The organism is Nocardioides sp. S5-5 (assembly GCF_054954065.1).
Genome location: NZ_CP199913.1, coordinates 1583660 through 1596179 on the forward strand (window position 1 = coordinate 1583660; position 12520 = coordinate 1596179).

The window sequence follows — 12520 nt, forward strand, 5'->3', positions numbered from 1 at the left end:
GCGGCGAACTGAACGGTGTTCAGGTCGCTCAGGATAGCCGGGATCGGCCCGGACGTCGAGGAGGTCGTGCAGGGCCCGGCCTGCTGTCGGAGCGGTGCCTGGTCGGGCTGGGTGCAGCACCTCACCCGGTCTCGTGACGCGTCCCTTCGGCCGTCATCCGCGGCCTCGTTCCTCGGCCCCGGCGGACTCGTCTCCCAGCCCCCGCGCGTGCAGCGCGTCGCCCGTCGCCCGGGCATGGGCGACGACCCGGATGACGAGCGGCGTGAGGTACGCGCGCGGGTTCCGCTCGAGGCCCCGGGCCCGGGCGGCGTCGCGGGTCTCGCCGGCGATGGCGAGCGTGAGCGGGATGCCGCGGATCATCAGCGAGAACGCGAGCGCGACCAGCTCGGGGTTGACGCCGAAGCGGCGGAACGGGCCGAGCCAGCGGGTGACGGCGTCGACCATCCGCTCGACCGAGGTGGTCGTGGTGAAGACGGTGGCGAGGAGCAGCAGCGCGACCAGCGCGCCGACGACGACGAAGGCGTGCTCGGCGCCCCGCTGCCAGGTCTGGTACGCCGCCAGCAGGGTCATTGCGATCACGACGCCGCGCAGCGCCCGCAACGCCCGGCCCAGGCGGACCCGGGCGACGGCGCAGCCCAGCACGGCCAGAGCCAGCAGGCCTCCGGTCGTCGGGACGCCGCGGAAGGCCACGGCGACGATGCTCAGCACCAGCAGCCCGAGCAGCTTGGCGCCGACGGGCAGCCGGTGGAAGACCGAGGTGCCGGGCTGGTAGTCGCCGAGTGGGCTGGCGGTCATCCGGCGCTCGCGCGGTAGTGGTCGACGACCTCGGTGGGCACGCCGTCGGCGACGACCGCGCCGTCCTCGACGAGCAGCACCCGGTCGCAGCGCAGGGCCAGGTCGAGGTCGTGGGTCGCGAGCACCAGCTGCTGGGGGAGGCCGAGGAGCAGGTCGCCGATCATCCGGGCGTTGCGCAGGTCGAGGAGTGTCGTCGGCTCGTCGGCGACCAGGATCGTGGGGTCGGTGGCGAGCACGCCGGCCAGGGCGAGCAGCTGGCGCTGGCCGCCGGAGAGGGTGTGGACGCTGCGGTCGGCCAGCTCCTCGAGTCCGTACGAGGCCAGCACCTCGCGTGCCGCCGAGGTCCGCTCCTCGCGTCCGCGTACCTGGTGGCGCAGTGAGAGTGCGACGTCCTCGACGACGGTGGGCATCACCAGCTGGGCGCTGGGGTCGGTGAACACGAAGCCGACCCGGCGGCGTACCTCGCGGCCCTTCCGTGCCACGTCGAGCCCGTCGACGACGACTCGCCCCGAGGTCGGCTCGACCAGGCCGTTGACCAGTCGGGCGAGGGTGGACTTGCCGGAGCCGTTGGGGCCGATCAGTGCGATCCGCCGCTCGGCGAGGTCGAGGGTCGTCTCGCGCAGGACCGTGACCTCGGGGACCGGCCCGCCCGGTGTCGCCGCCCGGACGACGACCCGGTCGAGCTCGATCCGGCTCACGCCGACTGGGTCGCCGGCTCGTCCGTGCTGGCCGGGCTGCGGCGGGCGACGAGGTCGGGGAAGGCCCGATGCACGGCGGTCGCGACCAGCGCCATCACGACGTTCTTGGCGATGTCGCCGGGGAAGTAGGCGGCGTCGAAGCTGAACGCCTCCTTGAGGCTGAGGTCCGCGCGCCAGGCGAGGTTGAGTGGCCCGAGCGTGTGGACGACGAGGAAGCTGCTGAGCAGGCCGCAGGTGAAGACGAAAGCGAACTGGGTCGCGTTCTGCCGGTTGCGGTAGACGAGGAAGCCGCACAGTGCGGCCGCGATCGGGAACGCGACCAGGTAGCCGGCGGTGACGCCGCTGTAGTGGGAGATGCCGGACGCGCCGCCGGAGTAGATCGGCAGCACCAGGCCGGCGACGAGGTAGAGCAGCACGCACAGGAACCCGCGCACGGGGCCGAGCACGGCGCCCGCGAGCAGCACGCCGAAGGTCTGCAGGGAGTAGGGCACGCCGATGCCGGTCTTGATGTCCGGCAGGATGGCGCACACCGCGATGAGCGCGGCGAAGCCGGCGATCAGGGCGACGTCGGTGGTGGGGGTACGGCGAGTCATCGGGTCACTCTCGGGTCCGGGGGAGCGCGGTGCGCGCAGTTGAACGGTGTTCAGGTTAGGCTGGCCATCGTGCCCGGGTCAACGTCGGCCCGGGAGACGAGACGACGTCGAGGAGGAGCAGCGGTGCGGTATCGGAGGGCTGACGTGGTCGCCCGGGCCATCGAGGTGCTCGACGCCCACGGCCTCGACGCACTGTCCATGCGCCGCCTCGCCGGCGACCTCGGTGTCCAGCCCGGCGCGCTCTACCACCACTTCACCAACAAGGACGCGCTGCTCGCGGCCATCGCCGACGAGATCCTGCGCCGTGGCCGCCGGCCCGCCGAGATCATGGCCTGGGACGCCGAGCTGCAGCTGCTGTGCCTCGGCCTGCGCGACGCGATGCGCCGCCACCGCGACGGTGCCGTCCTCATCGCCCAGGTCAACCGCGCCGACGCCGAGGCGCTCGAGCGCCCGCTGCGCGCGGCCCTGGAGCGGGCCGGCGCCGCCGACGACCTCGCCCGGGTGGGTGCGCGCACCCTGCTGCGCTACGTCCTCTCCCACGAGGACGCCGACGACCGGGACTTCGCGCTCGGGCTGGGCCTGCTCCTCGACGGGTTGCGCGCGCGGCTGGCCTGAGTCGCCTGAGTGGCCTGTGGACGGGGCTGCGAATGCCGGGGATCGAAACGACGGTCTGCGGCATGTTCATGGAAGCGGTGGTTCTGCCAGTGCATGCAGATGTGCATGCCCGGTGCCGGGGCCGACGTCCGGCTCGTCCCGAGCTGACGCACCGGCCATCTCGCGACGCCTCTCGTTATCGTGGCGGTAACGACGAGGAGGCACAGTGGACGAGATGGCACCGAAGACCCAGAAGCCCGTCACGGTCGTGCTCTTCGGCGCGACGGGAGACCTGGCCCGCCGCAAGCTGCTGCCGGGGATGCTGCACCTGTTCGAGACCGGCCTGCTGCCCCAGCTGCAGATCGTCGGCACGTCGCTCGACGAGTACACCACCGAGTCCTTCGTGCAGTTCGTGCATGAGGCGGTCCTGGAGTTCTCCGGCGACGACGGCGACATGGCGGCGTGGCCGGAGTTCGCCACGCTGCTGCACTGGGCGCCCGGCGCCGAAGGCCCCGCCGGGCTGAGGGCGGCGGTCGAGAAGGCCGAGTCGGAGTGGTCCGGCGACCGGGTGCGGCTGCACTACCTGAGCGTGCCGCCGAAGGCCGCGCTGTCGGTGGTCAAGACCCTCGACGACGCCGGGCTCGCCGAGGGCAGCCGGATCATCATGGAGAAGCCGTTCGGCGTCGACCTCGCCTCGGCCAAGGCGCTCAACGCCGAGCTGCACCAGACCTTCGACGAGTCGCAGATCTACCGGATCGACCACTTCCTCGGCAAGGAGGCCGCCCAGAACATCCTCGCCTTCCGCTTCGCCAACGGTCTGTTCGAGCCGATCTGGCACCGCAACAACATCGACCACGTGCAGATCGACGTGCCCGAGGAGCTCGGTCTCGAGCAGCGCGCCAACTTCTACGAGTCGACCGGCGCCTACAAGGACATGGTGGTCACCCACCTGTTCCAGGTCCTCGCGTTCACCGCGATGGAGCCGCCGACCTCGCTGCACCCCGAGGCCATCAACGAGGAGAAGAACAAGGTCTTCCGCTCGATGATGCCCATCGACCCGGCCAACGTGGTGCGTGGCCAATACCAGGGCTACCGCGACATCGAGGGCGTGGCGCCCGAGTCGGAGACCGAGACGTTCATCGCGCTCAAGTGCTTCATCGACAACTGGCGCTGGGCCGGCGTGCCGTTCTTCCTGCGCACCGGCAAGCGGATGGCCGAGGGGGCGCGGATCATCTCGATCGCGTTCAAGGAGCCGCCCCGCTCGATGTTCCCGAGCAACTCGGGTGTGGGCGACCACGGACCCGACCACCTCACCTTCGACCTCGCCGACAAGGCCAAGATGTCGCTGTCCTTCTACGGCAAGCGGCCCGGTCCCGGGATGAAGCTGGACAAGCTCTCCATGCAGTTCGCGATGGGCGACACCACGTGGGCGGGCTCCGTGCTCGAGGCCTACGAGCGGCTGATCTACGACGCCGCGCGCGGCGACCAGACCCTGTTCACCTCCGCCGAGGGCATCGAGCGGCTGTGGGAGGTCTCCGAGCCGCTGCTCGAGAGCCCGCCGGTGGTCCGGCCCTACCGTCAGGGCAGCTGGGGGCCCAACCAGATCCACCAGCTCGTGGCGCCGTACGCCTGGCGGCTGCCGTTCGAGCGGCAGTGGCGCAACCCGAACGCGATGGGCGGCTGAGGCGCTCAGTCGATGACGCCGGCCTCCCGGGCCAGCCGCACAGCATGCACCCGGTTGGTCGCGTGGAGCTTGCGCATCGCGTTCTTGAGGTACGACTTCACGGTGCTCTCGACCAGTCCGAGCGAGGCGGCGACCTCGCGATTGCTCTGGCCGAGGGCGACCTGCGCGAGGACGTCGACCTCACGGGCGGCGAGACCGGTCGGCACCACGGCCGTGGTACGACGGGCAGCCGGTGCCGCGGGGGAGTGGCCGTGCTCCACCCGGCTGCGGACCTCCTCGAGACGGGCGCGCAGGACGTCGTCTTGGACCAGCGCGGCGAGGTCGGCGAGCTCGTCGGAGATGTCGCGCAGGTCGGCCCGGGTGAGCGCGACCTCGGGCGGCGCGTGGCGGGTGACCGGCTCGAGGCCGGCGAGGCGGCGGCGGACCTCGTCGTCGACGGCGATCTCGCGCTCGACCCGCCGCACCAGGGGCACGAAGGCGTCGTACCAGACGTCGCCGAGATGAACCTGGGTGCGGTGGCCGATGTAGACGACCATCCGCGCCGTGCGGTCGACCATGATCGGCAGCGCGGTCACGGTCTCGAGCTCCTCGGCGCGCACCGGGACGTCGTACTGGTGGGTGATGCCGCGCGCGTCGTAGTAGTTCGTGACCGACGCCGGCCGGCCCAGGAGTAGCGCCTTGCCGCCCAGACCGTAGCCGGAGCGGACCCGCAGCCCGCGCAGCGCGCTGGTCTTGGCGCCATGCAGGGCGGTGACGTCGATGGCCGCGCCGCCGGTGGTGACCGGGCCGCCGAAGGCCATGTCGCCGCGCCCGGCGGCGTGGAACTCCGCGATCGTGCGCGCGAGGTCGAGGGCCATGCCCTCAACGGTAGGTGAGGGTGGTCACACCGGCAACGCCGCTACCTCCTTTGGGAGGTAGGTGTAGTCGTCGAGCGGGAACCTGGTCGCCTCGCGGAACGCCGAGACGGTCGAGGTGGGCCGGAGCAGGACCGCCTCGCCGTGCTGGTTGAAGTAGTAGCTGCGCGCGGTCGCGCAGCTCCCGGCGTTGAAGACGGAGTTGTCGAGCAGGCCGGTCATCCGGTCGAGGAAGGCGTCGTTGGCCTCCTCGGTCACCTCGAAGCCGGCAGCGTCGCGCTCGCGCATCGCCGTCAGGAGCCGCCCCATGTGGGCCATCTGGGACTCGATGGTCGTGAAGTAGGACAGGCCCGAGTAGGAGTAGGGGCTGTTGAGCGAGAAGAAGTTCGGGAACCTCGGGACGGTGATGCCCTCGTAGGCGCAGAACCGGTTGTCCCGCCACCAGGCGCCGAGGTCGCGGCCCTCCCGGCCGACGATCCGGATCGCCGGGAAGTTCGCGTCCCACAGGTTGAACCCGGTGGCGAGGACGAGCACGTCGAGATCGACCCGGTGGCCGTCGGAGGTGACGATGCCGGCGGCGTCGACGTGGTCGATCGATGTGGTCTCCAGGGCGACGTGCGGCTTGGTGAAGGTTGGGTAGTAGGTGTTGCTGAACGTCGGCCGCTTGCAGCCGAAGTCGTAGTCGGGGGTCAGCTTGGCCCGCAGCTCCGGGTCCTCGACCTGGCGCCTCAGGTGCGCCTCGCAGACCCGCTTGCCGGTGGCGTTGGCCCACGGCAGGTCGCGGAAGTGCAGCACGCCGGCGACCATCAGCACCTCCAGGATCGAGGTGCCGACCAGCCGCGTCACGCGCTGGGTCAGCGGCACCTTCGCGAACGCGCCGCGCACGATGCCCGGCACCGGTCCGTCCAGCTTCGGGCTCACGTAGATGGGCGTGCGCTGGTAGACGGTGAGGTGGCCGGCAACCTCGGCCAGCTCGGGGATCAGCTGGACGGCGGTCGCGCCGGTGCCGATGATGCCGATCCGCTTGCCCTCGAGCTCGATGTCGTCGTCCCAGCGGGTGGTGTGGACGACGGTGCCCTGGAAGTCCTCGATGCCGGAGATGTCGGGGAGCCTGGGCTGCGAGAGGAAGCCGGTCGCGGTCAGCAGGAACCGGCCACGGACCACCTCGCCGCCTTCGATGGAGACCTCCCAGACGGAGGACTCCTCGTCCCAGCGCGCGTTCTCGACGACCGTGCCGAAGCGCATGTGGCGGCGCAGGTCGTACTTGTCGGCGACGTGGACGGCGTAGCGCTTGAGCTCCGGCCCGGGCGCGAACAGCCGTGACCAGTGGGGATTCGGCTCGAAGGAGTAGGAGTAGGTCGAGCTCGGGATGTCGACGGCCAGGCCGGGGTAGCGGTTGATGTGCCAGGTGCCGCCGAGGTCGTCCTCGCGCTCGAGGATGACCAGGTCGTCGTACCCCTGGCGGTGGAGCTCGATCGCGGCGCCCATGCCGCCGAAGCCGGCGCCGACGATGACGGCGTCGTGACAGTGTCCGTTGCTGGGGTTGCTCATCGGGTGGTCCTCTCGGTGGCGGCGCTGTTGAGGCGATCGGTGTAGCCGGCGCGCTCGGTGGTGTCGGTGTGCAGGGCGCGGTCGTCGCCCACGACCCTGCGGACGCGGTCGAGCACGCCGGTGGGGATGAGCGTGGTCGTGGCGGCCAGCGCGCCGACGTACCGCGGCACGGCGATCTCGGCCTCGCGGCCGCGCACCGAGCCGACGACCGCGTCGGCGATCCGCTGCGGGCTGACCTTCGGGATCGGTCTCATGTCGAGGCCGGAGGCGAGGTCGGTGTCGACCGCGGAGGGGAGGACGGCGGTGAGCGTCACGCCGTGCGGCGCCATCTCGAGCCGGGTCGCGGCCGTCAGCCCTACCACCGCGAACTTGCTGGCGTTGTAGACCGCGAGCCCCGGGATCGGGAACTTGCCCGCGAGCGAGGCGACGTTGACGACGTGGCCGCGGCCGCGCTCGACCATGCCGGGCAGCACCCGGCGCATGCCGTGCAGCACGCCGTGGACGTTGACCTCCATCATCAGCCGGTCCAGCGCGGGATCCATGTCCAGGAAGGCGCCGTTGGGCATCACGCCGGCGTTGTTGACCAGGACGTCGACCGGGCCGTGTGTCTCCTCGGCGGCGGTCACGAAGGCGTCGTACGACGCGGCATCGGCCACGTCGAGGTGGTGGGCGCTCGCGCCGGTCTCCTGGGCGGTCGCTTGCGCCGTGGGGAGATCGAGGTCGCCGAACGAGACGCGCGCGCCGCGGGCGAGGAAGGCCTCGACGGTGGCGCGGCCGATGCCGCGGGCGCCGCCGGTGATCGCGACGTGCGCGCCGGCGAGGTCGATCGGGATGGGGCGGGTCATCGCAGGACCTCCAGCTGGTCGACGAGGGTGGGAGCGGAGCGGGCAGCCGTGTCGCGGACCCGTTGCACGCGGGAGCCGTCCATGAAGTTCGCGCCCATGGCGTCGAGGTCGGCGGCGGTCGGCTCGACCCGGACGACCCGGGCGCCTGCGGCGCGCAGCTGAGCGACCTCGCGGTCGACGCGGCGGGTCATCGCCCGGCGCAACAGCCGCTCGACCCGGGTGAGGCCACGCGCAGGAGCCCCGCCGTGGCTCGACATCGGGGCCACGACGACCACCTCGTCGATGCTGCCGTCCCGGACCTGGGGGAGCAGCAGGTCGGCGGAGGTGGGAGAGACGGCACCGCCGTCGAGGTACGTGCGCTCGCCGATCCGGACCGGCGGGAACCAGCCGGGGATCGCCCACGAGGCCGAGATCGCCTGTCCCAGCGCGGTCTTCGGCGCATCGACGTGGCCGAGCGGCACGCGCTCGCCGGTGCGGGCGTCGGCCGCGACCAGCCACGTGCGCGGGTGCGTCGTCCAGCCGGTCGCCGGGTCGGCGAGGGCCTCGCCGAGGTCGACCAGCCACTGCGCGTCCCCGCCGCCGCGGGGGAGCAGGCCGGCGAGCCCGGAGAGCAGGTCGCCGCGTCGGGTGAGGGCTGCGCGGGTGAGGCCGAGGCCGGGGAGGCTGGGTCGCGGTAGCCCCGGGAGAGCGCCCGGCGCACGCGGCGAGGACAGGTGGTCGGCGACGAGGTGGTCGCTGCCGTCGTGGATCGCGCTGCCCGGTACGCCGGAGCCGAGCAGGGACGCCAGCTCGGCACCGGCCGACGTACCGATGAGGACGTCGGCGGCCCGCGGGTCCCAGCCCTGCCGCTCCAGCTCGGCGAGCACGGCGGCGGTCCAGGCGAAGCCCAGCGTGCCGCCGCAGCCGATGACGAGTGCGCGCCCCATGCGGCCTCCAGACTGAACGGAATCAGATGTCAGTTCCGGAACGTATCGTCAGTTCCGCCGATCTGCAATAGGCTCCGGTGTCATGACGGCGACCACGGAGGGGCTCTCGCGGCTGGAGCGGCGCAAGGCCGAGACCCGGCGCGAGATCATCGAGGCCGCCTTCACCTGCTTCGCCGAGCAGGGCTATCACGCGACCGGGATCGCCGACATCGCCGCGCGCCTCGGCATCGGGCACGGCACCTTCTACCGCTACTTCGCCAACAAGCGGGACATCGTCGAGCACGTCATCGACGACCTGATCGGCCGCATCGTGGAGGCGCTCGGCGCCGAGAACGCGCCCGACGCGGTGAGCACGCTGGAGGAGTACCGCGCGCAGACCGCGCGGATCGGCACCGCGCTGGCACAGATCTTCAGCGAGGACCCGCGCGTCGCCCAGCTGCTGCTCTCGGCCGCCGGCATCGACGACGCCATGCGAGAGCGGATGCTCGACCTGTTCGCGATGACCACGCCGCTCACCGCGGCGTATCTCGAGCACGGCGTCCGGCTCGGCTACCTGCGCGCCGACCTCGACGTCGAGCCGACCGCCCAGGCGATCAACGGGATGATCCTCGGCTCCGTGCTGGCCGGCATGCGCGACCCCGCCCTCGCGCAGCAGGAGCGGTTGAGCGCCGCCATCCGCGCGGTGATGTACGACGGGATCGCGGCGCGCTGAGGGCGGGCGCGAGCCGGCCCGTGCAGCGCGCCATGCCCCGCGGCGGAGCCGACTCAGACCGACAGCAGTCGCTCGCACTCCTCGACCAACCGCGCCCGCAGCGGCGCACCCCGCTCGCTGAACCCCCGCTGCGCCTCGGCGTACGCCGCCTTGCCCTCGGCCGTCTCGATCCGCACCGGCTCGAATCCCAGGTCCGCGAGGTCGTACGGCGCCGCGCGCATGTCGAGCGTGCGGATGTCCCAGGCCAGCTCGAAGCAGTCGGCGACGAGATCGGAGCCGATCATGGGGGAGAGCCGGAAGGCGTGCTTGTAGAGGTCCATGCCGGCGTGCAGGCAGCCGGGCTGCTCGAACGCCGGGCGGTCGTCGCGGCCGGGGCTCAGCGTGTTCAGGCCGCGCGCCGGGGGCGTGAAGAAGCGGTAGGCGTCGAAGTGCGAGCACGCGATCCGGTGGCCCTCGACGACGTCGTCGGTGCCGGCGGGCCCCAGGCGCAGCGGCCAGTCGGCGTGCCGGGTCTGGTCTTCGGCGAGGCGGTAGACCATGGCCCACTCGTGCAGGCCGAAGCAGCCGAAGTGGGGGGTGCGCCCGGCGGTGGCCACGAGCAACGCATGCAGCGACGAGATGAGCGGGCGTTGCGAGGCGACGTACTCCTCGGTGACCCCGCCGTCGCCGTAGCCCTTGAGGCCGGCGTACTCCGCGGCATCCTCCAGGACGACGCCGAAGCCCGGGTGCCAGCGGCGCAGCTGGGCGGGGCGGAAGGAGTAGTAGGTGAACAGGAAGTCGAAGACCGGGTGCTTGACGGCGGCCTCGCGGCGGGCGAGGTGCGGGGCGACGTAGCGGTCGATGCGGGCGGCATGCTCAGCGGCCCGCTGACGCCATTCCTCCGCATTCACGACGAGCAAGCGTAGGTCGATAGGCTCACCGGGTGCGCATCGTCAGATTCACGACTAGTCAAGAGATCGGACAGGGTGAGCCGTCGTACGGCGTACTGGTAGGCGATCTCGACGAGTACGGCCAGCCCGGAGACGACGCCGTCATCGTCGGCCTCGTCGGCGACCCGCTGTACCAGGGGATCAAGCTGCTCGAGAGGGAGCATCGGCTCGAGGACGTGCGGCTGCTCGCGCCGGTCCTGCCGCGCAGCAAGGTGGTCGGCATCGGCCGCAACTACGCGGCCCACGCGGCCGAGCTCGGCAACGACGTGCCGTCGGAGCCGCTGATGTTCCTCAAGCCGAACACCAGTGTCATCGGGCCGGGCGACGCGATCCGCTACCCGCGACAGACCCAGGACCTGCAGTACGAGGGCGAGCTCGCCGTCGTCATCGGCCGGATCTGCCGCGACGTCCCGGCCGAGCAGGCGACCGACGTGATCCACGGCTACACCCTCGCCAACGACGTGACGGCCCGCGACCTCCAACGCTCCGACGGGCAGTTCACCCGGGCCAAGGGCTTCGACACGTTCTGCCCGCTGGGCCCGTGGATCGAGACCGACCTCGACCCCCACGACTTCACCAAGGGTCGCCGCGTGCAGACCTTCCTCAACGGCGATGTCGTCCAGGACGGTACGACGGCCGACATGGTCTTCGACGTCCCCGCCCTCATCGCCCACGTCTCCAGCGTGATGACGCTGCTGCCCGGCGACGTCATCCTCACCGGCACCCCCGAGGGTGTCGGCCCGATGCAGGTCGGCGACGAGGTGGAGATCTCGATCGACGGCCTGGGAACCCTCACGAACAAGGTGGAAGCACGCGCATGAGCAAGGTACGAGTCCGGATGGCGCCGTCCCCGACGGGCAGCCCGCACGTCGGCATGATCCGCACCGCCCTGTTCAACTGGGCGTTCGCCCGCCACCACGGCGGCACCTTCGTGTTCCGGATCGAGGACACCGACAAGGAGCGCAGCACCGACGAGTCGCTCGAGTCGATCCTCGACCTGATGCGCTGGCTCGGCCTCGACTGGGACGAGGGCCCGGGCGTGGGCGGCCCGTTCGCGCCGTACCAGCAGAGTGAGCGCGGCGACCTGTACGCCGACGCGCTGGCCAAGCTCAAGGACAGCAGCCACACCTACGACTGCTACTGCACCAACGAGGAGGCCGCCGCTCGCCGCAAGGCCGCCGGCTCCAAGGTGCAGGGATACGACGGCTTCTGCCGAGAGCTGAGCGCCGAGCAGGTCGCGACGTTCGAGGCCGAGGGACGCAGGCCGGTCGTGCGGTTCCGGATGCCCGACGGCTCGATCACCTGGCACGACCTGGTCCGCGGCGAGGTCACCTTCGAGACCGAGTTCGTGCCGGACTTCGCGCTGTGCCGGGCCAACGGGGACCCGCTGTACACGCTGGTCAACCCGGTCGACGACGCGCTGATGGAGATCACCCACGTGCTCCGCGGCGAGGACCTCCTGTCCAGCACTCCGCGCCAGATCGCGCTCTACGAGGCGCTGAAGGCCGTCGGCATCGCCAAGGCGACGCCGGAGTTCGGTCATCTGCCCTACGTCATGGGCGAGGGCAACAAGAAGCTGTCCAAGCGCGACCCCGAGGCGCACGCGCTGGCCTACCGCGACCAGGGCTACCTGCCCGAGGGCCTGCTCAACTACCTCGCCCTGCTGGGCTGGGCGATCGCCGCCGACCGCGACATCTTCAGCCTCGAGGAGATGGTCGAGGCGTTCGACATCGCCGACGTCGTCGCGAACCCGGCGCGCTTCGACCTCAAGAAGTGCGACGCCATCAACACCGCCCACATGCGGCTTCTGTCGACCGACGAGATCACCCATCGGGTGCTGCCGTTCCTCAAGCGCGACGGCGTTGTCAGCGACCCGGTCGGCGACGCCGACGCCCAGCTGCTCGAGCTCGCCATGCCGCTGGTCGCCGAGCGGATCAACAAGCTCGCCGAGGCCAGCAGCATGCTCGGCTTCCTGTTCGTGTCCGAGGACGACTTCGCGGTCGACCCCGACGACGCGGCCAAGCAGATCGGCGACTCCGGGATCCCCGTGCTGCAGGCGTCGTACGACGCACTCGCCGCGCTCCCGACCTGGTCGACCGACGCGATCCAGACCGCGCTGCAGGGCGCGCTCGTCGAGGGACTGGGCCTCAAGCCACGCAACGCCTTCGGCCCGGTCCGCGTCGCCGTCACCGGTCGCCGGATCTCGCCGCCGCTCTTCGAGTCGATGGAGCTCCTCGGGCGCGACCGCAGCCTCGGGCGGTTGCAGCGTGCCCTCGGCTGACCCAGCCGGACTCAGCCCGGCTCCGTGGAAGGCCGCCTACTGCGCGGCAACACAGCGG

General features: G+C 71.5%; 13 protein-coding genes. 5 read left to right on the forward strand and 8 right to left on the reverse strand.

Features of this window, described 5'->3' with window-relative positions; genetic code table 11:
• Nucleotides 1-153 precede the first annotated feature (153 nt).
• From ACUP6Y_RS07455 to ACUP6Y_RS07465, 3 genes are read right to left on the reverse strand one after another with little or no spacing between them, the layout of a single operon-like run.
• Entirely contained in the window at nucleotides 154-795 is a 642-nt protein-coding gene (locus tag ACUP6Y_RS07455; protein WP_462555163.1) for an energy-coupling factor transporter transmembrane component T family protein, read from the reverse strand.
• Nucleotides 792-1493 (reverse strand): energy-coupling factor ABC transporter ATP-binding protein, encoded by a 702-nt coding sequence (locus ACUP6Y_RS07460; RefSeq protein WP_462555164.1) that lies wholly within the window; start codon nucleotides 1491-1493, stop codon nucleotides 792-794. The genes ACUP6Y_RS07455 and ACUP6Y_RS07460 overlap by 4 nt, the downstream gene beginning before the upstream one ends.
• A complete protein-coding gene (locus ACUP6Y_RS07465; RefSeq protein ID WP_462555165.1) occupies nucleotides 1490-2086 on the reverse strand; it encodes a biotin transporter BioY in 597 nt (198 codons plus the stop codon). Before ACUP6Y_RS07465 ends, ACUP6Y_RS07460 begins: the two co-directional genes overlap by 4 nt.
• A gap of 123 nt (nucleotides 2087-2209) precedes the next feature.
• Between ACUP6Y_RS07465 and ACUP6Y_RS07470 the strand changes: the two genes are divergently transcribed.
• Nucleotides 2210-2701 carry a TetR family transcriptional regulator gene (locus ACUP6Y_RS07470; RefSeq protein ID WP_462555166.1) on the forward strand — a complete coding sequence of 164 codons (492 nt, stop codon included), beginning with the start codon at nucleotides 2210-2212 and terminating at the stop codon, nucleotides 2699-2701.
• A gap of 214 nt (nucleotides 2702-2915) precedes the next feature.
• Nucleotides 2916-4364: a glucose-6-phosphate dehydrogenase gene (zwf, locus tag ACUP6Y_RS07475; RefSeq protein ID WP_462555167.1), complete on the forward strand. Its 1449-nt coding sequence runs from the start codon at nucleotides 2916-2918 to the stop codon at nucleotides 4362-4364.
• Nucleotides 4365-4369: 5 nt separating this feature from the next.
• Here the strand turns inward: zwf and ACUP6Y_RS07480 are convergent, their stop codons facing one another.
• The 4 genes from ACUP6Y_RS07480 to ACUP6Y_RS07495 are packed head-to-tail and all read right to left on the reverse strand — an operon-like array spanning nucleotide 4370 to nucleotide 8540.
• The gene (locus ACUP6Y_RS07480; protein WP_462555168.1) at nucleotides 4370-5221 is read right to left on the reverse strand and encodes a helix-turn-helix transcriptional regulator; all 852 of its coding nucleotides are present in this window, start codon (nucleotides 5219-5221) and stop codon (nucleotides 4370-4372) included.
• A 24-nt stretch (nucleotides 5222-5245) separates the two neighbouring features.
• A complete protein-coding gene (locus tag ACUP6Y_RS07485; RefSeq protein ID WP_462555169.1) occupies nucleotides 5246-6769 on the reverse strand; it encodes a flavin-containing monooxygenase in 1524 nt (507 codons plus the stop codon).
• A complete protein-coding gene (locus tag ACUP6Y_RS07490) occupies nucleotides 6766-7614 on the reverse strand; it encodes an SDR family oxidoreductase (RefSeq protein ID WP_462555170.1) in 849 nt (282 codons plus the stop codon). The genes ACUP6Y_RS07485 and ACUP6Y_RS07490 overlap by 4 nt, the downstream gene beginning before the upstream one ends.
• On the reverse strand, nucleotides 7611-8540 hold the full coding sequence (locus tag ACUP6Y_RS07495) for a patatin-like phospholipase family protein (protein ID WP_462555171.1): 930 nt from the start codon (nucleotides 8538-8540) through the stop codon (nucleotides 7611-7613). Before ACUP6Y_RS07495 ends, ACUP6Y_RS07490 begins: the two co-directional genes overlap by 4 nt.
• Before the next feature lie 82 nt (nucleotides 8541-8622).
• On the opposite strand from ACUP6Y_RS07495, the gene ACUP6Y_RS07500 reads away from it, so the two are divergent.
• Entirely contained in the window at nucleotides 8623-9252 is a 630-nt protein-coding gene (locus ACUP6Y_RS07500; protein WP_462555172.1) for a TetR/AcrR family transcriptional regulator, read from the forward strand.
• Nucleotides 9253-9305: 53 nt separating this feature from the next.
• Here ACUP6Y_RS07500 and ACUP6Y_RS07505 read toward each other — a convergent pair whose 3' ends face one another.
• Complete coding sequence (locus tag ACUP6Y_RS07505; protein WP_462555173.1) at nucleotides 9306-10142, reverse strand: 3-methyladenine DNA glycosylase; 837 nt, start codon at nucleotides 10140-10142, stop codon at nucleotides 9306-9308.
• 32 nt (nucleotides 10143-10174) lie between these two features.
• Here ACUP6Y_RS07505 and ACUP6Y_RS07510 point away from each other — a divergent pair, with 32 nt between their 5' ends.
• Together ACUP6Y_RS07510 and gltX are read left to right on the forward strand one after the other, a co-directional pair.
• A complete protein-coding gene (locus ACUP6Y_RS07510) occupies nucleotides 10175-11002 on the forward strand; it encodes a fumarylacetoacetate hydrolase family protein (RefSeq protein ID WP_462555174.1) in 828 nt (275 codons plus the stop codon).
• The gene (gene gltX, locus ACUP6Y_RS07515; protein ID WP_462555175.1) at nucleotides 10999-12462 is read left to right on the forward strand and encodes a glutamate--tRNA ligase; all 1464 of its coding nucleotides are present in this window, start codon (nucleotides 10999-11001) and stop codon (nucleotides 12460-12462) included. The genes ACUP6Y_RS07510 and gltX overlap by 4 nt, the downstream gene beginning before the upstream one ends.
• The last annotated feature ends 58 nt before the right edge of the window (nucleotides 12463-12520 follow it).